The following is a 21,563-nucleotide window of genomic DNA, read 5'->3' on the forward strand; positions in this document are numbered from 1 at the left end:
ATGCAGCGGCACCCTGAGGACTTGCAAGCTCGCGAGGAGGGTGGATAATGGCAGGCCTTCGACCCTGCTGGAGATTGTGTATGTATCGCTTTTTGTTGCTTATCGTTCTCTGTCTCTCCCTGCTCGCGACGGCCTGCGACGACGACTCGACCAACACCGGTGGCAACAACGCCGACGACACCGGCGTCGCTGCGGACACGTCCGATACGACCGACACTTCGGCGGCCGATGCTTCTGCGACCGACTCGGGCGCCGACGTCGACCCGTCTGATGCCTCGTCGGAGGATGCGTCCGACGATGCCTCGCAAGACGTCGCCGAAGACGCGGCCACCGAAGACGCCTCGCAAGACGTCACCGAAGATGTCGCCCAGCAAGACACCGGCTCGGGCGAAGATACGGGCGCCGACCCGTACGCCGGCCGCCCCCTGGGCCAATGCACGACCGACTCCGATTGCCCCGACAGCACCCTCGGCGCGAGCTGCTCGGAGGGGCTTCCCGGCGGCGCGTGCATGGGCTGCGGCGAAGACACCCACTGCCCCACGGGCGCGACCTGCTCGCAGTTCGGCGTGTGCACCTGGGACTGCACTGTCGATGAGGACTGCGCGCCGGGGCTCGAGTGCACCAGCGGCGGGCGCTGCGCGGCGATGCGCTGCACCAACGGTCAGTGCCCCGTGGCGCTATTCGGCTGCAACGACTCCGATCGCTGCGCCCGTGTCGAGTGCACCGGGGACCCGTCGGTCTGCCCCGACGGCACCACCTGCACCGACGGTTGGTGCATCGAAGACCGCTCGCTGTAACGCCGGCTCGGCCCGAGGACACACCCATGTTTAGCTTTCGCATCGACGACCATCTCGAGCTTCGCCTCCACGAAGAGCACCACGCCGAGGCGCTCTACGAGGTCATCGAGCAGAACCGCGAGCATATCGGCCAGTGGCTCCCCTTCGTCGACTGGACCGACGGGCCCGACGATACGCTCGAGTTTATCCGCGGCGCGCGCAAGCGCTGGGCCGAAGGGCGCGCGGTTCCCACGAGCATCTGGCTCGACGGCCAGCTCGTGGGGACTATCGGCTTCGTGAACATGAACCGGGAGCAAAAACGCGCCGAGATCGGCTACTGGCTCGCCGCCGAGCACCAGGGCAAGGGCATCGTCACCCGGGCGACGCGGGCGCTGGTCGACTACGGGTTCGCCGAGCTCGGGCTCTATCGCATCGAGGTTCGCTGCGAGCCTTCGAACGAGCGCAGCTTCGGGGTGCCCGAGCGCCTCGGCTTTACGTTCGAGGGCGTGGCGCGCGGCTACGCGACCTTTCGCGACCGGCAGATCGATCACCGCGTCTACAGCATCCTGCGCGACGAATGGGACGGGTAAGACGATGTCGCAGATGTCGGGGATGCAAAGGATGAAGCTGAATCCGCTCTATCAACTTCATTCGCGTCATCCCCCATCATCGAGTTTCATCCGCCCAGGCTGCGAAGATGCGCGCGAACTGCGCGCGCCAATTGGGCGGGAAGCGATGGCCGCCGTCGTGCTCGATGATCTCTACGGGCAGCTGACTCTTCGTGAGCAGGTCGCGCGTGGCGAAGAATGAGTCGCGGTAGCGCGCCTTTTCGGCGCGGCCGCCGATGACTACGAAGTCGCGGCGCACCTCGGGCTCGACGACCGCGTCGGGCGCGGGCGTCCAGCCGGCCGGCGAGATGGCGAGCACGCCACGGTAGGCGTCGGGGTATTTCGCAGCGAGGTGGACTGAGTGCATCGCGCCCTGTGAGAAGCCGGCGAGCCACAGGCGACCGGTGTCGAGCTTTCCGTCCTTGGCCTCGGCCAACTTGCCCACCACCCCCTGTAAGTAGGCATGGGTGTGCTCGGGCTCTCCTTGTTTCCAGTGATAGTGACCCTCGCCACGCTCGAAGGGCGCCGGCAGGCTGATCGCGGCGATGCCTTCGGCGGCGGCGAGTCGGCCGACGGGGACGAAGTCGCGTTGGCTCGACCGGTAGCCGTGCAGCATTACCAGCGTGGGCCAGCCGCCGTCGGGCGATTCGCCGTCGGGCAGCAAGACGACTGGGGCGACGGGGGGCTGTACGTCGGGCGTTGGGTCAGCCTCGGCTTGTTGGGCAGGGGACGATGCCGGGGATGGTGCGGGCGTATCAGCTTGCTGGACGGACTGCGCGGGCCGGCTCTCACACGCCGCGCACATCAGCAGGGCCAACAGAATGCAACTCAACTTGGTCGGGTACTGCATGAAACTCTCGGGGGATACGGCCTGTAAACGTGGCGAGGCTCAGTGCTTCGCCAACCTCTTGAAACGTCGCGGGCTCCACCCCTGCATGATCGTGTCGCCGTCGATGCGGAAGGTGGGGACGGCGCCCGGTTTGGCGCCCTTGCTCTTGGCAAATTTGACCATCTCGGCCTTGGCCATCTTCGACTCGTCGATGTTCACGAGGCGATAGGGCACCTTGTACTCGTCGAGCCACTTTTTAGCGCGCCGGCACACCCCGCACCAGTGCGCGTAGTACATGGTGACCGGCTTCCATCCGTGTGCGCCGGCGACGGGGCGGGTGCGCGCGCCGGTCGAGGGGCGGCTTCTTGCGTTTCCGTTGATGCGGTTGATCCGGATGGCCGAGCCGCCGCCCGACGAGGTCGCCGTGCCTGTATGGCTGGTGATCTCGGTGTCGGCGAAGAGCTCGATCGCTTCGCCCTTCATGTCGAGCTCTTTGACGTGCGCGGGCATCTTCTCGTCGGACCCAGCGCGGCCGGCTCGCCGGTGGCCAGACGCGCGGCTCTTTTTGCGCACGAGCCCCGCGCGGCTGTCCTCGTCCTCGCCCACGCCGGCCATCAGGTGGACCGTGTCGCGCACCGCCAGCCCACGCAGCGCGGCCTGCTCGCCGGTGGCCAGGCGCGCGCCCACATAGTCGGCCGAGCGAAGCGTGGCGGTCGTCGAGTCGCCGGGCGCCGCGTCGACCAGGTCGGCCACGTAGTAGCGCTCGGCGAGCTCGGGGGTCTTGCCGTTGACGTGCACGACGACCGCCGCGCGCTCGGCCAGCGGGATGCGCGCGAGCTTGTCGGCGCCGTGCAGCCGACCGTCTTGCATGAGCGTACCGTAGAAGACGCCGTCGCCGTCGACCTCGAAGTCGACCGCCTCGGCCGGCGCGGCTTGCTCGGCGGTCGCCCGCGGCTCGTCGCCCAGAAGCTCGCGGGCGCGCTCGCAGCCGACGGACCCCAGACTGGTCGCGAGCGCGAGTAGGGACAAGAGCGCGGCGCGCGCAAGCAATGGGCGGTTTGTTCGAGACTTCATTTTTCCCTCCGGCGTTGTCGGGGCGAATGAGAGCACTCTACACGGTATCAGACATCATGTGGAGCGCCGCAGAGGCCAGTATACGGTCGGCACACGGTATCAGACACCATGTTGAGGCCTCAAAACGACGAGCCCCGCGCACCAGGAGGGTGGCGAGGCTCGTCGTGAACAGGGGCAGGTTGGGATCAGTCGAGGATGGTGAACTCCACGCGGCGGTTGGCCTGCCGTGCCTCGTCGGTGTTCCCGTCTTGGCGCGGTTGGGTCTCGCCGTAGCCCTTGGCCACGAGGCGGTCCTTGTCGACGCCTTTGTCGACGAGATAGGCCACCACGGCCTCGGCGCGCTTCTGGGACAAGTCGGCGTTGAACTCGCCGGTACCGCGCTCGTCGGTGTGGCCGGCGACCTCGACCCGCTCGATTTCCGGATGGGCCTCGAGGACCTTGGCGACGTTGTCGAGCAGCGGGAACGACTCGGACTTGAGGTCGGCGCTCAAGGTCTCGAAGAGGACGCGCTCGTCGAGCTCGACTTTGTCGTCGGCCAATTTCACGAGCTGCTTTTCGGCGCAGCCCTGGTTCTCGACGGTGCCCTTTTCGTCGGGGCAGTTGTCGAGTCGGTCGACCACGGTGTCTTCGTCACGGTCGGTGTCCGGGCAGCCTTTATTGGCTACAGGACCTGCCTGGTCGGGGCATTTGTCCTCGACGTCGGCGACCGTGTCCTGGTCGTTGTCGAGGTCGGGGCAGCCGTCCTCTTGCTCGAACCCGTCGTCGTCCTCGGGCTTGTCTTTGCACTCGTCGACATTGTCGGCGAGGCCGTCTTCGTCGGAGTCGGGCCAGGTGTCGGGGCAGCCGTCTTCGTCTTCGAAGCCGTTAGCGTTCTCGGGCTTCTCGGGACAGCCGTCCTCGTTGTCGACCAGACCGTCTCCGTCGGTGTCGACGGGCTGCGGCGCGGGCGCCGGCTCAGGGGTGGCGAGGCCGAAAGTCCAGGCGCCTCCAAGCAGGAACTCGAAGTGCGAAGTTTCGCCACCGTAAGAGAAGGCTTTGGGCGCGCGAATCCAGCGCAGGTCGGCGCGCACGCTGGCGGACCGCCAGACCTTGTAGCGCGCGCCGGCGCCGGCATACATCACCGTGTCGGCGTCTTCGCCCACGGCGTCTTCGTCGGACATCACTCCCATCGTACCGGCTCCGAAGAGGGCAAAAGGGGTGACGGTCATCGGGTATTGGCCGATGACATGGCCGCGCAGACCCATGATGTTGCCGCCTTCGGCGGTCACCGAGGGCATGAAGCTGGTCTCGGCTTCGATACCCACAAAGTCGAGCGGGTAATAAGCGCCGCGCAAGCCGAGCGCGCCCACCACGGGGTTCATCTCGGCCCAGGTGCTGGTGAAAGGATCGTAAAACTCGTGGTCGTTGGAGGCGAGGAAGCCGCCCATAAAGAGGCCGGCTTCGACCGAGCCGGCGGCCGGCACCTCTTGGGCGCCGGCCGGACCGGCCAGTCCAACGATCACAAGCGCGGTTGTGAGCGTTGTAGCAAGGCGCATCAGTGACTCCTGTGCGCTTTGCGACGACGACGAAGCAGGGCCAGGCCGCCGAAGAGGGCCAGCATCAGCCACGAGCCGCCGGTGGTGCCCGTCGAGTTGCAGCCGTCATCGACCAACGTCTGCGGGTCGCAGGCGTCGCCCAGGCCGTCGTTGTCCTCGTCGGCCTGGTCTTCGTTGGCGTCGAACGGGCAGTTGTCCAACTCGTTGGTCACCGAGTCGGCGTCCGAGTCGGTGGCATCGTCGTCATCACAGGCGTCGCCGATGCCGTCGACGTCACCGTCTTCCTGGTCGGCGTTGTCGACGAAGGGGCAGTTGTCTGCGTCGTTGTTGACGCCGTCATTGTCGGCATCGGTGCCGTTGGACGGGTCACACGCGTCGCCCAGGCCATCTTCGTCGCCGTCTTCCTGGTCGGCGTTATCGACGAAGGGGCAGTTGTCGTCGGCGTTGAGCACGCCGTCGTCATCGGCGTCGGTGTCGTCGTCGGTGTCGCACACGTCGCCGAGGCCGTCGGCATCGCTGTCAGCCTGGTCGCTGTTGGCGACGAAGGCGCAGTTGTCGTCGACATTCTCGACGCCGTCGCCATCGGCGTCGGTGCCGTCCGCGTTGTCGCACACGTCACCGAGGCCGTCGTTGTCGGCGTCAGCCTGGTCGGTGTTGGCGACGAAGGGGCAGTTGTCGTCGGCGTTGGAGGCGCCGTCGCCGTCGACGTCGGTGCCGTCGGTCTGGTCGCAGGCGTCGCCGATGCCGTCAGCGTCGGTGTCGTCCTGCGCGGCGTTGGCCACAAAGGGGCAGTTGTCGTCGGCGTTGAGCACGCCGTCGCCGTCGGCGTCGGTGCCGTCGGCCGAGTCACAGGCGTCGCCCACGCCGTCTTGGTCGGCGTCGTCCTGGTTTGCGTTGGCCACGAACGGGCAGTTGTCGGCGTCGTTGGCCACGCCGTCGGCGTCGCGGTCGTCGTAGTCTTCGGTGTCGCAGGCGTCACCGTGGTCGTCGCCGTCGGTGTCGTCCTGGTTGGGATTGGCCACGAACGGGCAGTTGTCGGCGTCGTTGCTCACGCCGTCGCCATCGACGTCGGTGCCGTCGGTCTGGTCGCAGGCGTCACCGAGGCCGTCTTGGTCGGTGTCGTCCTGGTTGGGGTTGGCCACGAAGGGGCAGTTGTCGGAGTCGTTGGCGATGCCGTCGCCGTCGACGTCGGTGCCGTCGGTGGTGTCACAGGCGTCGCCCACGCCGTCAGCATCGGTATCGTCCTGGTTGGGGTTGGCGGTGAAGGCGCAGTTGTCGGCGTCATTAGTCACGCCGTCGCCGTCGACGTCGGTGTCGTCGCGGCTGTCGCACGCATCACCCATGCCGTCGGAGTCGACGTCGTCTTGGGTGTCGTTGGCGGCAAACGGGCAGTTGTCGCACACGTTGCCGTACATGTCGCCGTCGAGGTTGCCCTGCCCGGAGTTGGCCACGAAGGGGCAGTTGTCGTCGCTCGTGCAGACGAGGTCGCCGTCGGCGTCGCCGGTGGAGTCGTCGCCCGTGCAAAGGTCGCACACGTCTCCGTTGCCGTCTTGATCGGCGTCATCCTGGTTGGCGTTGGCGTCGTTGGGGCAGTTGTCGTCGGCGTCGCAGTAGCCGTCGGAGTCGGTGTCACCGCTGGTGTCGTCGCCGAAGCAGAGGTCGCAGGCGTCGCCGCTACCGTCGCCGTCGGCGTCGGTCTGGTTCGGGTTCGCGTCGCTGTCGCAGTTGTCGACGTCGCTGCAAATGCCGTCGCCGTCGGCGTCGCCGCTCGAGTCAGCGCCCACACACTGGTCACACGGGTCGGCGGTGCCGTCGCCGTCGCTGTCGCTTGCCGCGCTGGTCGTCACCGTCGCCGAGGTATCGCTGCTGTTGTCGACCACGTCCTGCGTGTTGTTGAGCACGCCGATGTCGATGGTGGCGTTGGTGGCGCTCGAGCCGATTTGGACACCGATGTTGGAGCTCGTGATCCCGCCGGTGATCGTGGCATCTGCGCCGTGCAGGGTCACCGCCCGGTCGAACGTGCACAGTCCGACGTTGGTCAATTGGCCACCAGGAAGGCGAAAGTCGATGCCGAGTTTGGCGGTCGTGCCGGTCAACTTCACCCCGTCGACGACGATGCCCGTCTGGCTGCCGTAAAAGGCGAAGGCCGGCGTCGAGTTGTTGAAGTGGCCCCAATCGTCGACCGTCATGCCGGAAGCATCGAACGTGCCCGACGCGCTCCAACTCTGTGCGACGAACCCGATACCCGACACCGCAAGCGAGACGTTGCTGAAGGTGGAGTCGGGATGCAGGTTGCTCAGATTGAAGCCGGTGCCCGCGCCGCTGACCGTCACGTTCTCTACGGTGACCGGCGAGCCGTCGGTGCTGCCGGAGATCGCCTCGACACGCCCATTGATGGTCAGGTTGCGAAGCGTAGTGTTGCTGTTGCCGGCGAGTTGGAGGCCGTAGCCCGCACTCCCCGAGAGATCGAGCCCGTCGACGGTGATGTCAGAGCTGTTGGACAGGTTGATGCCAAAGCCCCACGGGCAGCAACCGCCCGAGCCACTGGTGCCGAAGTCGTTCCCATCGGCGCCTGATAGTGTCCAGGGGCCGGTGATATTATTCAGGTGGAGACCAAAGCCGCCACCGGCAGACGAGTTGTCTAGTTGGTTGTTGGTGAACACCAACGAGCCGTCCGCTCCCTCGAGGCGCGCGCCTGCGGCTGTGCCTCGGAAGTCGTTGCCCGAGATGACGGCGTTCGCGCCGAGCCCGCTAGCGTCGAGGGAGATATACGTGCCCTGATAGCTCGTGTTGAGCACGTCGAGGCCCGGCGAGTTAGGCGCCAAAACGCCGAACTCGATGCCGGTGATGGTCACGTTCTGGATGGTGACGTCGGCGCGGTTATCGGTGCGGATACCGGCGTTGCGCCCGTTGGGCCCGATGATCGTAAAGCCGCCACCGTCGAAGGTGACCCCGTCGGCGCCGATGGTCAGCAGTGGGGCCTGATAGGCGGTGTTGGTGTATCCCGAACAATCGAGATCGCCCGTCAGCGTGACGTCGGAGGTGATCGTGTCACCACAGGCAGGTTGCTGAGCGCTGGCGACAGCGGGAGCGAGCAATAAAAAAAGTGTCGCCACAAAAGCGGCGACGCGTGGAGTGGGAAGCGATAAGCTCGCAGATTTCATCGTGGCATCGAACACGTACTTCTCCCTCGAGGTGGGAATCCAAATAGAAAACAGAACTTTAACGTTGATGCTTCTAGGTGAGGTTAAGTCACGTTTGTTGCATGCACAAGCGTTAAAATTTAATTTTTTTGATTATGTTGGTCGTTTGGGGGTGGTAGTGTGTTCTCGGGGCTACTCGTGGTCCGTCGACTCGATAACGGGTTTGGCGGCCACGATAGCGACGAGGCCGGCGGTGGCGTTGGCGAGCATGATTCCCCAGAACATCCCGGAGATGCCAAAGAATTCGGCGCCCAGCCAGGCGAACGGGGCGATGAGGCCGACGGTGCGCAGCAGCGACAGCGCGGCGGCGGGGAAGGGGCGGTCGATGGCGTTCCACGCGTTGCTCATCGCCCGGAAGGTGCCCTGCAGCGCGTGGCCCAGCGGGACGATGGCCACGAAGAGGACGAAGACGGCGATCGCCTCGTCGGAGTCGGTGAACAGGTCGCCGATGGGCTCGGCGAAGCCGTAGAGTAGGCCCCAGATGGCCACGCTGACGGCGGCGACGGCGGTGCACGTGTAGATGATCGCCTTGTAGACGCGGTCCTTTTGGTGGGCGCCCCAATTTTGGCCCACCAAGGGCCCGAGCGAGGCGGTCAGGCCGTTGGAGAGCACCAGCGCGAACGCCTCGACGCGGGTGGCGGCGCCGTAGCCGGCGACGGCTTCGGTGCCAAAGCCTGCGATCAGCGCGGTGATAAAGGCGTTGGTCAGCGGGACGACCGAGCGCGTCGCCCCGGCGGGGGCGCCCACGCGCATGACCTCGCGCCACGACTGGAGCACCTCGGTCATGTCGGGCATCTCGAAGGAGATGAGGTCTTCGCGTCGCCGCAAGATCCAGAACGCGGCCACCAGCGCCACGCCGCGCGAGACGACCGAGGCGGTCGCCGCCCCGCCGATACCCCAGCCCTCCCAGTCACCCACCCCGAAGATAAAGAGCGGGTCGAGCAACATATTGAGCCCGGCGACCCCGAGCATGATGAGCGCCGGGGTGCGCGTGTCGCCCGTCGAGCGAATGGCGGCGTTGCCGATCATGGGCACGACCAGGAAAGCCGCGCCGAAATACCAGATCGACATGTACTCGGTGATGAGCGGCATGAGCTTGGGCGCGGCGCCCAGCATCGTGAAGATGGGTTCGATCGTCAGGTAGCCCGCCACCGAGATGACCGCCACGACGATGGTGGCCAGGGCGAGGGCGTCGGTGGTGACCCGCCGCGCCTTCGGGTGGTCTTTGCGGCCGACCGCGCGCGAGACCACCGAGGTCACGCCCACGCCCATGCCCAGGGTGAGGCTGCTCAAGAAGAAGACGACCGGAAACGTAAAGCTCATCGCGGCGAGCTGGTCGGTGCCGAGCTGGCCCACGAAGTAGGTGTCGACGATGTTCATCGTCATGATCGCCAGAATCCCCAGCGCCATCGGCCCGGCCAAGCGCACGATATGCTTGGGCAGAGAGCCCTTGGTCAGGTCGCGGTCGGCTCGTTTTTTGGCGGCTTGCGTCATACGTGCAGGTGGGGGGCGAACATGGTGTCAGACACCGTGTTGGAGCTGGGCGAACATGGTGTCAGACACCGTGTGGGGCCATCACATATCACGTGCGGCGGCAGTGACACGAGGCATCCTTACCGCTAAAGTCCTCATCTCGCACGCTCCTGTTTGCAATGGGCTGATGATGATGGCTACTCGAACATTCTTCGCTCGACTTCTCGTGTTGCTCCTCGCCTCCTCGCCTCTCGTCGGTTGCGGCGACGACGATTCGGCCAACAATGCTCAGCCCAACAATGCCAAACAGGACGTCGGCGGCGATACGGGCCAGCCCGACGCCGGCGCCGATGCTTCGGCCGACGTACTAGAAGATGCAGCGGACCCCGATCTCGGTGCGGCGCAACCTCTCTTCGAGCCCGGTCCCTTCGAGGTGGGCTACCGCGAAATCGAGGTCACCTACGACCCGGCCGGCGACGTCACCGAGCGCACACTGCCCGTCAAGGTGTGGTATCCGGCCGCCGCCGATTCGGGCGCCGCGCCGGCGAGTTACGCCGTCGGGGGCATCGTCGAAGTCGAGCCCGAGCTCGCCCTCGACGCGCCGCCAGCGTCGCCCGACGGGCCGTTCCCCGTGACCATCTACTCGCACGGCTCCGGCGGTGAGGGCCTGCTCGCCTATCCCTACGGCGAGCTGTTCGCCTCCTGGGGCTGGGTGGTCGCCGCGCCCAACCACGTGGGCAACACCGCGTTGGACGCCATCGGCAACAGCAGCGCCTCGTTCGCCGCTAACACGCTCAACCGGGTGACCGATATCACCGCCGTGCTCGACGCGCTCGAGACCGGCCCGGGCGACGAGGCGCTCGACGGGCTCTCCGACCTCGAGCAGGTCTTTCTGTTCGGCCACAGCTTCGGCGCCTACACCACCCTGGCCGTGGGCGGCGCCGACATCGATTTCGACGCCCTGCAGGCAGGCTGCTCGAGTTACGGGGACGGCAGTTGTGAGTTTTTGGCCCAAGCCGAGGTCGAGACGACCTTCCGCGACGGCTTTGGCGATGCGCGCGTCGACGCTATCGGCCCGCAGGCGCCCGCGCTCGTGCCGCTCTTCAAAGACGGCGAGCTTGCCGCCATCGACGTGGCGACGATGCTCCAATCGGGGCGCCTCGACGCGACCACTACTCAGGACGAGCAGGCCGTGCCGGCGTGGAACGGCCTCGACAACCCCAACGATATCTGGGTCGAGATGCCGCGCGGCGCCCACTTTAGCTTTATCACCATCTGCACCGACCTGACGCCCGATCTGCTCGACGTGTTTCGTCCCGACGCCACCGAGGACGGCTGCGGTGAGGAGTTCATCGACACCACGGTCGCCGTCCCCACGCTGCGAGCCTACTTACTCGGCTTCGCCCAGTGGCAGGTCCTTGGCGAATCAGCATGGGCGACGGTAATCTCCGACGATCTCGTCGATGGTTTCGTCGTGACCACGCGTTGAGGCAAGAATACGCGTCGAGATGAGGCGCCAGACACCCAGGAGTTGTCATGAAGTCGAAAATCATCGCATCACTCGCCCTGATCTTGACCTGCGCGCTCGTCGGAGCGTGCGACTCACCCAAAAACGAGTCGGCCGAGCTGGGTACGGCAGGCGAGCCCCCCAATCGGTGCGAAGAGTTCATTCGCAAGTTGGAGAAGTGCGACCCGACCGCATCTGATATGTCCGACGAGGTCCGCCAGGAGATGCTGCAGGATTGCCCGGAGTCGGCGAGCCGGTGTGCAGAGCTTCCCGTGGAGACGAACGCCCAGTGCAGCAAGTTCATGGGGTGTTTGTACGATGAGTGACGCCCCAGCCCCCAGCCCCTCACACACACCTTTTGCGTAACACGCATCAGTAGACATTTCTTCTCCTTTTCAGTAGCTTTGTCGCAGGTCCTAAAGATTAACCGATCGGTCGGTAGCGCTGTCGCCCGTACCGGTGCGGTCGATGATTTCCGTTTGGAATGGATTTGCGATGAAGCTTGGAATGAGAGCGTCTGCTCTACCGCTGGTTTTTATCTTCTCGTCGTTGGCTCTCAGCTTGTCGGCGTGCAGTGACGACGCCGACGAAGTCCAGCGAGAGGCCGCCCCCGAAAACGACGGCATCTACGGCTTCGTCGACGGCTGCTACACGATGGACGCGGTGGCGCCAGGCAAGGCCAAAGCAAAATTCTTGGCGCCGGCCGACGACGGGCAGGGATTTGCGTTTTCGGCTGCGGACGCCGCGTCGGCCTCGCGCTTCACGATGAGGGCGTCGGACCTGGCGACCTACCTGTTCTACGACGAAGAGGAGCAGTATTTCGTGGCCGAAGAGGGCGAGTTCGTGCGCAAAGCCGAGCTCAGCTCCGACATCTTCGAGCTCGACGACGCTTACCTGCCCGGCGCGCAGTGGCAGCTCGAGGTCTCGGTCCACGACGAGACGCGCTTCCAATTGCGTCATCTGAAGTCGGGCCAGTACCTGACCACCGGCGGGCTGACCGAGAGCGCCGATGAGGCGGCGGTCGTCACGCTGTATCCGGCCGAGGGTTGCGCGGAGTACCCCGAGCTGACCGTCGATGCCGAAGGGGAGGTCACGCCTCGTCAGTTCGACGACGGCTCGGTGTGGGGCATCGTCGAGACCCACTCGCATATCCTGTCGAACTTTGGCTTTGGCGGTGCCGGCATCTTCCACGGCTCGGCGTTCCACCCGCTGGGCGTCGAGCACGCGCTGCCGTCGTGTGAGATGTTCCACGCCGCCGAGGGCCGCGCCGACCTGTTTGGCTTTGGCTTCGACCAGGGCGACGACCTCGACCAAGATGCGCTGCTTCAGGGCATCGTCACCGGCCGCACGCCCGAGTTCAACCACCACACCGAAGGCTATCCCGAGTTTACTGACTGGCCGAGCGCGCACGACAGCTCGACCCACCAGACGCAGTACTACACCTGGATGAAGCGCGCGTATCTGGGCGGGCTTCGCCTGATGGTCCAGCACGCCACGACCAACCAGATCATCTGCGAGCTTCTGGCCGGCAGTGACACCCAGCCGATCCGCTACTCGTGCAACGACATGGTCGCCGTCGACCGGATCATCGAGGAGACGCGTAACCTCGAGCGCTATATCGACGCCCAAGAGGGCGGGCCGGGCAAGGGCTGGTTCCGTATCGTGGAGAGCCCCGAGGAGGCGCGTCAGGTGATCAACGAGGGCAAGATGGCCATCGTGCTCGGCATCGAGACGTCGAACCTGTTCGACTGCTTCCTGACTCCGCCCGACGGCAAGGAGCGCTGCACCGAGCAGGACGTCGTCGAGAAGCTCGACGAATATTACGAGAAGGGCGTGCGCGTGATCTTCCCGGTGCACAAGTACGACAACGGCTTCTCGGCCGGCGACGGCCACCGCAGCATCATCGAGCTGGGCAACTTCATCCAGACCGGCCACAAGTCGAATTTCGTCGAGGATTGCCCCGACATCCCGAGCGTCTTCGACAAGGGTGACGTGCAGTTTGGCGGCCTCAACGGCCCGCGCGACAACTACTTTGCCGACCCGCTCTACGACATGAGCGGTTTTGGCGACGATCCGGTGGGCACGCTCTTCGACCACGTCGGCATGCTCAACGGCGGGCCCCTCGAAGGCGACTACTGCATGAACGCCGGGCTGACCCCGCTCGGGGAGTTCTTGATCGAGGAGTTGATGAAGCGTGGCATGGTCATCGAAATCGACCACCTGCCGCGTCGCTCCTACGAGCGCGCCTTCGAGATGCTCGAGACCAACGACTACCCGGCGGTGGGCTCGCACGGCAACAACAACAACGGCAAGCTGTACGAGCTGGGCGGCGTCTCGAAGTTCAACTTCAAGAGTTGCAGTGATCCCAGCCAGCCGGGCACCCGCGACGACAACCTGCAAGAGCGCATCGCGCTCATCGAAGCAGCCGGCGGTTATCCCGCCGAGGGCTTTGGCTTCGACCTGAACGGCTTTGCGGGCGCGCCCGGGCCGCGATTTGGCGACAACAGCGTGTGCAGCGAGCCGCAGGAAAACCCGGTGACCTACCCGTTTGATTCGTTCTCGGGCGAAGTCACCTTTACCGAGCCTCGTGTGGGGGACCGCACGATTGACTTCAACACCGAGGGCTTCGCCCATATCGGCATGCTCCCCGAGCTTATCGAGGACGTGCGCAACGACGGGGTCAGCGACGAAGATCTCGATCCGCTGTTCCGCTCCGCCGAGGGCTACCTGCGCATGTGGGAGAAGTCGATCGAGCGCGGCGAAGCGTTGGGCTCGGCTCAATGACCCTGCGGCCCTAGACGGTTAACACATTGCTCCTCGCGTTTAGCTTGGCGCCCAAGCCCGCTGCGCTGCCATTCGACATATTTTGTCGGCAGCCCAGCGGGCTTCGACGTCATGAGCTTTGAATGCCATGTTGGAGGAGAAATGAGTTACCGAAGTACGATGAGCAAACGCCTTGTGAATATGTTCGCCGTTGTGTTGGCCGCTTCGTTTGCTTGGGCAGGCTGCTCGCACGAAAAGGAGTACGTCGACGACGAGGGCAAGACCACCGGTGAGATCGAGGTCTCCGAGGACGAGACCGAGTACGAGATCGAAAAAGAACTCCCCGAGAAGGAGAGTCGTGCCACCGGCGAAAAGGAGATCGAGACCGAGCACGGCGAGGTCGAAATCGAGGTCGAAGAGGACGAGGTCGAAGTCGAGGGCTATCGCGAGTATCCCGAAGGAGAGAATCCCGCCTACACGGGCGGCTCGGGTGAAGAAGATGTCCAGATCGAGCTCGGTCAGCCCAAGCCCAGCCAGGCGATCAGCGTCGTGAGCGTTTACGCCGCACCGGTCGACTTCATCGGCGCGACGGTGGTCGGCAAGGCCGAGGTCAACAAGGTCATCTCCGACCGCGGCTTCTGGATCAACCACAACGGCGAGCGCATCTTTGCGGTGGTTCGTGAAGACATTCCCAGCAACGAGATGATCGATATCAGCAAGGGCGAGCAGCTCAAATTTGGCGGCATCGTCGTCGACGGCGACGACTGGAAGAAACTCGCCGGCGACCTCGAGCCCAAGACTCGCCAAACTCTCGAGGAGCAGCCGTACTTCGTGGCCGTCTACTGGGACGACATCGAAAAGGTGGGGCAAACCTCGACGAACTGAGTTTTCGCGAGATTGACGAACTCGACCGGAGCAAGGGCTCATACGCCTTTGCTCCGGTTTTTTGTTGTTCGAGGGGCCGCAGTCCTCGAATGCACACAATCTGCACGAAACGTGGACCAAACATGCGCGCGATCTCAGAGCAGAGTGCACGCGGGTAGGCTAGGATGCGCTCGTCAAGTGGATGAACCGTTTGCGGATGATTCGGCTCGAGCCCGACCCGTTGGAGTTGCACATGGAGTATGCATGCCGAATCGAGGCCCGGGGCCGACTCACGGATGCGTTGGAGATCTACGCCAAGTGCGTCGACGGCTACAAGGCGGGCAACACCAACAAAGCCCTCGAACTCGCCGAGCATATGTTGGAGATCGACGAAGACCAGCCCGAGATGCGCACCCGACTCGTCGAGGGCCTGCTGGCCGAGGCGAAGGCCTTCCTGTCCTACGGGCTGGCCGACCAGGCGGAGGTGTATCTGCGCCGAGCCCATCAGTGGAGCCAACAGCCCGCGCGCATCGAGCAGATCGCGGCCGGTCTGGGGATTGCGTTCGACGCGGTAGGCGACTGGGAAGAACCACCGCCGCCTCCCGAGCTGGGCAATTTGGGCGACGAGCCGACGACCCTGCGCAGCGATGAAGAGTCACGTGGAGCATCGGAGTCGCCCGGTGGGCAGTCAGGTAGGGAGCCCGATGCGGTCGTGGCGCGCTTCTACGAGTTGATGGCCAACTCCAGTGAGGAAGCTTGGTTGTTGAGCTTCGACGCGCCCGGCGCCGATGGCTGCACTGCGCTGCGAACCACCGTCAGCTCGGACCGCCGCAAGGGTGAGCTCGGTGTGCTGGGGCAGAAGGTTCGCGCGCTGCTCGACTACAGCCGGGAAGTCCGCGGGCACCTCGGGGCGGAGGCGCTCATCAATGCTTTCTTATTCGGCGACGGTCTCTGGTGCACGATGGCCACGGACGAGCACGCTGCACTGGTGCGCAGCCAGCCCCATCAGGTGGGCTCTACATTGATCAAGGCGCGCCGATTGCTCGAGGAGGTCGCGGCGTGACCGGCAAGGCGAGAGGTACATAGGCCGCCGGGCCGGCCGTTGGTCGCTTCATCGGCCCAAATATTCGACAGAATTCGACAAGTTCGAGCACACGCTCGACCCACGACACCACGACGGTGTCGCCGGACCTTGCATGGGCGAGGTTACGGCATTTTATCCACTCAATAGTTAGTCATTTAGGAGTAGTCATATGTCGCTCGATTCCGCCCTGCAGGCAGGTGTCAAAGAAGTCCCCGAGTGTGTCGCCGCTGGTTATGTGGACATGTCCACCGGAATGCTCCTCGGCGTGCGTACCGTCGAGTCGCACCCTCAAGCGGTTCTCGACTTGGTGGCCGCGGCCACCGCTGATATGTTCCAAGGCAAGAATGTCACGGCCATCGAGAAGATGTTCAAGGCTGGCCGTGGCCTGCCCGAAGACGACCACCACTATTTCCAGGAGATGATCGTCTTCAGTGACAACCTGTTGCACATCTTCCAGCGCTGCAAAAACAATGAGGATCACGCCGTGGTCTGGGTTTGCGGCAAGTCGGCCAATATCGGCATGGCGCTGGCGAAAGCCCGTATGCAGCTCAAAGGCGTCGAAGCCGCGCTTTGATGCGCGGTTGTCCGGAGGCCCGGCCCACCCGGCGAAGAGGGCCTCCGGACGCCTCGCGCGAGACGCGAGCGGGGGCAAGGGTGTTTATGAATTCGAGAAAAGTAGATCCACCTGTACTCGCTGACGGGGAGGCCGGCGGCGAGGCGATCGACGAAGCTCCGGCCGATTCGCGGCTTCGGGCGCTGCTCGACAGCGCGGTCGATGCGATCATCACCATCAATAGCAAGGGGATCATTCAAGAGGTCAACCCGGCGGTCGAGCGCATCTTCGGCTACAGCCCCGAGGAGTTGCGTGGGCAGAACCTCTCCATCCTGATGCCCTCGCCGATGCGCGAGCGGCACGATGGCTTTATCTCGTCGTACCTGCGCACCGGCAACAAGGGGGTCATTGGCACCGGCCGCGAGGTGGTGGCGCTCAAGAAGGACGGATCGTGCTTCCATGCCCACTTGACGGTCTCGGAGTTCCACTCCCGCGGGCGTCACGAGTTTTTGGGCGTGGTGCGCGATATTTCGGCGATCAAGCGTGCCGAGGCGTCCTCGCGCCGCTTGGCCGCGGTGGTCGAGTCATCGGACGACGCCATCATCACCAAGTCGCTCGATGGGACCATCACCAGCTGGAACGAATCGGCCGAGCGGCTGTTTGGCTACACAGCCGACGAGGCCATCGGCGCGAAGAGTTCGTCCTTGGTGCCCGTCGACCGGCTGGGCGAAGAGGCCCAGATTCTCGATCGGCTGGCGGCCGGCGAGCGGATCGACCACTTCGAGACGGTCCGGGTTCGGCGAAACGGCACCCAACTGGACGTGTCTGTGACCGTCTCGCCGCTGCACGACGACCGAGAAGCAGTGGTGGGAGCTTCGTCGATCGTGCGCGATATCTCCGAGCGCAAGAAGCTCGAGCGCATGCAGGCCGAGTTCGTCTCCAATGTCAGCCACGAGTTGCGCACGCCACTGACGGCGATCCGTGGAGCCCTGGGGCTGGTTGCGGGGGGCGTTACCGGCGAGTTGACCGAGGAGACGCGCGAGTATATCGACATCGCGCTGACCAATAGCGAGCGGCTCATTCGCATCGTCAACGACATCCTCGACATCGAGAAGATCGAGTCGGGCAAGATGGAGTTCCAGATGCGCACGGTCGCCCTCGACAAGGTCATCGACGATGCGCTGGTTGCCAACGCCTCCTTTGCGGCCTCGCACGAGACCGAATTGGTGCTCGAATCCGACGTGCCCGCCGGAGACATCTTCGTCGACATCGATCGCTTCGCCCAGGTCATGGCCAACCTGATCTCGAACGCCGCGAAGTTCTCGCCGCCCCATTCGCCGGTCGAACTCGCCGCCGAGAAGCGTGGCAATTGGGTGCGTGTAAGCGTGCGTGATTACGGGCCGGGGATCCCCATGGAGTTTCGCGGCAAGCTCTTCGAGCGCTTCGCCCAAGCCGACGGCTCGAGTCGGCGCCGCAAGGGCGGCACCGGGCTGGGGTTGAGCATCTCCAAGGCGATCACCGAGCGGATGCGCGGGCGTATCGGCTTCGAGGACGCCCACGGTGGAGGCAGCCGCTTTTATCTGGACATTCCGCTCCTGGCACCGGTGTGCGCCGACGGAGCACTGAGCGACCGGCCCCGGGTGCTGGTGTGTGAGGAGGACTTGGATGCCGCACGTGTGCTGCGGCGATTGCTCGAGGACAACGGCAACGCCGTCGACTTGTCGCCGACCATCGAGCGGGCGCGTCGGCTGCTCGACTGCCATCGCTATGCGGCGGTGCTCCTCGATTTGAAGCTCGGCGATGGCCGTGGTTCGGAGTTGGTCCGTGAGATGCGCCAACGCAAGGCGACTCGGCTGACTCCGGTGGTCGCGGTGATGGCCAGCGACGGACGCCTCGGGGAATTGGGGCTGTCGATTTCGGACATCATCTACAAGCCGATCGACGAGCAGCACTTGCTCGAGGTGGTCGAGCGCGCCATCGAGATCGGACACACCCAGCCGGCGCCGCGATTGCTCCACGTCGAGGACGACCAGGGGCTGCGCCGTGTCGTCGAGCGGGTCATGCCCGCCAGCTGGATCTTTGTGGGGGTCGAAGATCTCGCCGGTGCCACCGAGGCGCTGGACGAGCAGAGCTTCGACGTCGTCTTGCTCGATCTCGCGTTGCCCGACGGATCGGGCGAGGATCTTCTCGACCGGGTCGGCAACGCCAAGGTCGTCATCTTCTCGGCCTCGGAGGCGCCTCAAGAGATGGCGGAGAGGGTGTCGGCAGCGTTGGTGAAGTCGCGCACCGAATTGAACGATGTACGCCAGACCATCATGACGCTGCTGCACAATAGTCTTTCGAACGACACGGCGACCCATTGAAATCGATGAGTACCAAGATTTTGCAGCATATCTTGCTGGTCGATGATGACGAGCATATCCGAGCCATCAGCACCTTGGCGCTGAGCCGGGTGGGGGGCTACGACGTCGAAGTGGCGAGCGGAGGGGAAGAGGCGTTGGCCCAGATTGCCCAGGCCGAGCCGGACCTGGTGCTACTCGACGCCATGATGCCCGGCACCGACGGGCGGGACGTGCTGGTGCGTTTGGACGAACAGGGGCTGCTAGACAGCTTGTGCGTCGTCATGTTGACCGCCAGGGCGCAGCCAGAGGAGGTGCGAGGCTACCGGGAGCTGGGGGCTTTCGAGGTGATCACCAAGCCGTTCGATCCGATGACGTTGGCCGACCGGATTCGAAAAATTTGGGAGACCTACTCGGCCCATGAAATCGAAGAGTCGAAGGAGGTCGCCGCGCTCTACGAGGAGCTACGTGATATCTTCATGGCGAAGTTCGAGGAGCGGATCGGCCGCATGCGCCAGCAGGTCGGTGCGCTCGGAGACGGGGGCGCGGCCCTCGAGGGGCTCTATATGGAGGCCCATCGCTTGGCTGGTTCGGCGGCCACGTACGGGTTTGTCGAGGCCGGTCGAGTGGCGATCGCGCTCGAAGAGGCCATCGCGCCGATGAGGGGGCAAGGGGAGGTGTTATCCGACGAGCAGGTTGTAAGGTTGAGTGCGCTGGTCGACAGGCTGCAGGCTGCGGCATCCCACTGAAGGCGCTCGAGCGCATTCTCGAGCACATTCAGGAAGAGCTGGCGACGGTGAATCCGACCCCGCGCACTGTCTCGATGGGTTGCAGCGACGGCGCGCCTGCCTGCTCGAATTTCTGGCGGACATTTCGCACGTGGCTGTCGATGGTGCGTTCGCTCACATAGGTGCTGGGCCCGTGAATGCGCATGATCAGCTCTTCGCGGGTGTAGACTTTGGTCGGCCGCGCCATCAGGGCGCGCAGCAGGTCGAACTCAGTCTTGGTCAAATCGACGGGGTTTCCATCCCAGCACACCTGACGGCTGGTGGGCTCGAGAGTGAGGCGGTGGTGTTGGAGCGTCTCGGAAGGCTCGTCCGTCTGCGCCGCAGACGACTCGCCGGCCAAGTTGCTGCGGCGCAGCACCGCCCCCACCCGCGCCGAGACCTCGCGTGGGTGGAACGGCTTGGCGATATAGTCGTCGGCGCCCAATTCCAGGCCAATGATGCGATCGATGTGCTCGCTGCGCCGCGACAAGAAGATGATCGGGACCTCGGAGTCGGCGCGTATGCGGCGACAGATCTCGGTGCCGTTGATTCCAGGCATCATCACGTCGAGTAGCAACAAATCGGGGCCGAATGCGTCGACTTTCTCGAGGGCTTGGTCGCCGTCGATCGCTTCGACGACGTGATAGCCTTCGGCCTCGAGGGCCACCCGCAGCACTGCGCGGATATCTTCGTCGTCGTCAGCCAGCAGAATAGTTGGAGCCATGAAGCTACCTTCTCCGATACAACATACAAATGGAGCAGGTTCGGTTCTCTTCGAGGGAGAAGCGGGGGGATTGGCCCGCCGATGATCTCTTCTTGAATGCGTTCCGGTCAAGGAGCGACTGCAATGAACTGCGTGACATGCGCATGACAACTGCGTGACAGGCGTCGCGGATCATCTCGGCGACGTTCGCTTCGCACTTGACCTCGTGGTAAGGGAGCCTGTGTATTTGACAACGCGGGGGCATCCGAGAACCTCGCAATGAACTCCTCATGTTGTAGCGAGGTCCCTGTGTCCAAAGCCCCTCCGTATCTCGAGCACGATTTTGATCCCCGCAAAGTCGATGTCAAAGAACTCGCCCGCGAACTCAAGGCGTTGCGCGCCGAACTCGACGCCGAAGCCGGCCCCGAGGACATCGCCCACCTCGAAAAGATCGAGCGATGGGGCAAGCTGTGCACGATGCTGGGCTACGGAACCGCTTGGATGGCGCCGAACCCGGTGTCCAGCGTGCTCATCTCGCAGGGCGTGCTCACCCGTTGGCTCCTGATGCACCACATCAGCCACCGAGGCTACGACAAGGTGCCGGGCATCGATCCGAAGTACACCAGCAAGGTCTTCGGCAAGGGTTGGCGTCGGCTGATCGACTGGATGGACTGGATCTATCCGGAGGCGTGGCACGAAGAGCACGACTTTTTGCATCACTACCACCTGGGGGAAGACGACGACCCCGATCTACTCGAGCGCAATACCGAGTGGATGCGCGAGCAAGACTTGCCCGGATGGCTCCAAAAGCTTCTGGTCGGGCTGCTCGCCGGCACCTGGAAATGGGTCTACTACGCGCCGAGCACCCTCGACGAATTGCAAAAGGCGCGCGCGCGGCGGGCCAAAGAGCCGGCGCCCGAGCCGGCCGAGCTGTTGAGCCCGTTCAACGAGCGCGGCCGCGAGCTGTGGCTCAAGTGCTTGATTCCGCACGCGCTGTGGCGCTTTGGTGCCATCCCGGCGATGTTTGCCCCCCTGGGGCCCGTCGCGGTGGGCAATGTTCTGTTGAACACGCTCGGCGCCGAGTTGTTCACCAACATCCATGCCTTTCTTATCATCGGGCCAAACCACACCGGTGAAGACCTGTACCGATTCGACGAGCCAGTCGAAGGGCGCGAAGAGTTCTACCTTCGCCAGATCGTTGGCTCGGCCAACTATGCCTGCGGCAACGAGTTCGTCGACTGGACGCAGATGTGGCTCAACTACCAGATCGAGCACCACATTTGGCCCGACCTGACGATGCTGCAGTACCGAAAGGTCCAGCCCAAGGTCAAAGCGCTGTGTGAGCGCATGGGGATTCCGTACGTGCAGGAGTCAGTGTTCGTGCGCGCCAAGAAGATGATCGACGTGATCTTGGGCAAAGCCAAGATGCGGCGGGTGGATGGGTTGGTATAGTTCCCCTCCTTTTCGAACGAGTTCCGCCTCTCC

Annotated in this window: 17 protein-coding genes; 11 read left to right on the top strand and 6 right to left on the bottom strand. The window is 64.4% G+C overall.

What is annotated here, in order from left to right; genetic code table 11:
- Positions 1-80: 80 nt before the first annotated feature.
- Positions 81-797 (top strand): hypothetical protein, encoded by a 717-nt coding sequence (locus FIV42_RS17845; protein ID WP_141198996.1) that lies wholly within the window; start codon positions 81-83, stop codon positions 795-797.
- A 26-nt stretch (positions 798-823) separates the two neighbouring features.
- Positions 824-1,366 (top strand): GNAT family N-acetyltransferase, encoded by a 543-nt coding sequence (locus tag FIV42_RS17850; RefSeq protein ID WP_141198997.1) that lies wholly within the window; start codon positions 824-826, stop codon positions 1,364-1,366.
- Between the two features lie 76 nt (positions 1,367-1,442).
- Here the strand turns inward: FIV42_RS17850 and FIV42_RS17855 are convergent, their stop codons facing one another.
- The 5 genes from FIV42_RS17855 to FIV42_RS17875 form a co-directional block, all read right to left on the bottom strand.
- Positions 1,443-2,234, bottom strand: coding sequence for an alpha/beta hydrolase (locus tag FIV42_RS17855; protein ID WP_141198998.1), 792 nt, complete (start codon positions 2,232-2,234; stop codon positions 1,443-1,445).
- 39 nt (positions 2,235-2,273) lie between these two features.
- Complete coding sequence (locus tag FIV42_RS17860) at positions 2,274-3,287, bottom strand: glutaredoxin family protein (protein ID WP_141198999.1); 1,014 nt, start codon at positions 3,285-3,287, stop codon at positions 2,274-2,276.
- A gap of 185 nt (positions 3,288-3,472) precedes the next feature.
- Positions 3,473-4,822 carry an OmpA family protein gene (locus tag FIV42_RS17865; RefSeq protein WP_141199000.1) on the bottom strand — a complete coding sequence of 450 codons (1,350 nt, stop codon included), beginning with the start codon at positions 4,820-4,822 and terminating at the stop codon, positions 3,473-3,475.
- Positions 4,822-7,920, bottom strand: coding sequence for a thrombospondin type 3 repeat-containing protein (locus FIV42_RS17870; RefSeq protein WP_141199001.1), 3,099 nt, complete (start codon positions 7,918-7,920; stop codon positions 4,822-4,824). The genes FIV42_RS17865 and FIV42_RS17870 overlap by 1 nt, the downstream gene beginning before the upstream one ends.
- Before the next feature lie 237 nt (positions 7,921-8,157).
- Entirely contained in the window at positions 8,158-9,519 is a 1,362-nt protein-coding gene (locus FIV42_RS17875; protein WP_141199002.1) for an MATE family efflux transporter, read from the bottom strand.
- Positions 9,520-9,691: 172 nt separating this feature from the next.
- Between FIV42_RS17875 and FIV42_RS17880 the strand changes: the two genes are divergently transcribed.
- The 8 genes from FIV42_RS17880 (at position 9,692) to FIV42_RS30215 (ending at position 19,357) form a co-directional block, all read left to right on the top strand.
- A complete protein-coding gene (locus FIV42_RS17880) occupies positions 9,692-10,987 on the top strand; it encodes an alpha/beta hydrolase family protein (protein ID WP_141199003.1) in 1,296 nt (431 codons plus the stop codon).
- A gap of 47 nt (positions 10,988-11,034) precedes the next feature.
- On the top strand, positions 11,035-11,331 hold the full coding sequence (locus FIV42_RS17885) for a hypothetical protein (protein ID WP_141199004.1): 297 nt from the start codon (positions 11,035-11,037) through the stop codon (positions 11,329-11,331).
- 181 nt (positions 11,332-11,512) lie between these two features.
- Positions 11,513-13,789 carry an amidohydrolase family protein gene (locus FIV42_RS17890; RefSeq protein ID WP_168210735.1) on the top strand — a complete coding sequence of 759 codons (2,277 nt, stop codon included), beginning with the start codon at positions 11,513-11,515 and terminating at the stop codon, positions 13,787-13,789.
- A 141-nt stretch (positions 13,790-13,930) separates the two neighbouring features.
- A complete protein-coding gene (locus FIV42_RS17895) occupies positions 13,931-14,653 on the top strand; it encodes a hypothetical protein (protein ID WP_141199006.1) in 723 nt (240 codons plus the stop codon).
- Between the two features lie 181 nt (positions 14,654-14,834).
- Complete coding sequence (locus FIV42_RS17900) at positions 14,835-15,695, top strand: hypothetical protein (protein ID WP_141199007.1); 861 nt, start codon at positions 14,835-14,837, stop codon at positions 15,693-15,695.
- A gap of 190 nt (positions 15,696-15,885) precedes the next feature.
- Positions 15,886-16,290 carry a hypothetical protein gene (locus FIV42_RS17905; protein WP_141199008.1) on the top strand — a complete coding sequence of 135 codons (405 nt, stop codon included), beginning with the start codon at positions 15,886-15,888 and terminating at the stop codon, positions 16,288-16,290.
- A gap of 86 nt (positions 16,291-16,376) precedes the next feature.
- Positions 16,377-18,632: a PAS domain S-box protein gene (locus tag FIV42_RS17910; protein ID WP_168210736.1), complete on the top strand. Its 2,256-nt coding sequence runs from the start codon at positions 16,377-16,379 to the stop codon at positions 18,630-18,632.
- Positions 18,633-18,637: 5 nt separating this feature from the next.
- Positions 18,638-19,357, top strand: coding sequence for a response regulator (locus FIV42_RS30215; protein ID WP_168210737.1), 720 nt, complete (start codon positions 18,638-18,640; stop codon positions 19,355-19,357).
- Positions 19,358-19,385: 28 nt separating this feature from the next.
- Here FIV42_RS30215 and FIV42_RS17920 read toward each other — a convergent pair whose 3' ends face one another.
- Positions 19,386-20,099 (bottom strand): response regulator transcription factor, encoded by a 714-nt coding sequence (locus FIV42_RS17920; protein ID WP_141199010.1) that lies wholly within the window; start codon positions 20,097-20,099, stop codon positions 19,386-19,388.
- A 288-nt stretch (positions 20,100-20,387) separates the two neighbouring features.
- Here FIV42_RS17920 and FIV42_RS17925 point away from each other — a divergent pair, with 288 nt between their 5' ends.
- Positions 20,388-21,530, top strand: a complete 1,143-nt coding sequence (locus FIV42_RS17925; protein WP_222615262.1) for a fatty acid desaturase family protein — start codon at positions 20,388-20,390, stop codon at positions 21,528-21,530.
- Positions 21,531-21,563: the final 33 nt, after the last annotated feature.

The organism is Persicimonas caeni (assembly GCF_006517175.1).
GTDB lineage: Bacteria > Myxococcota_A > Bradymonadia > Bradymonadales > Bradymonadaceae > Persicimonas > Persicimonas caeni.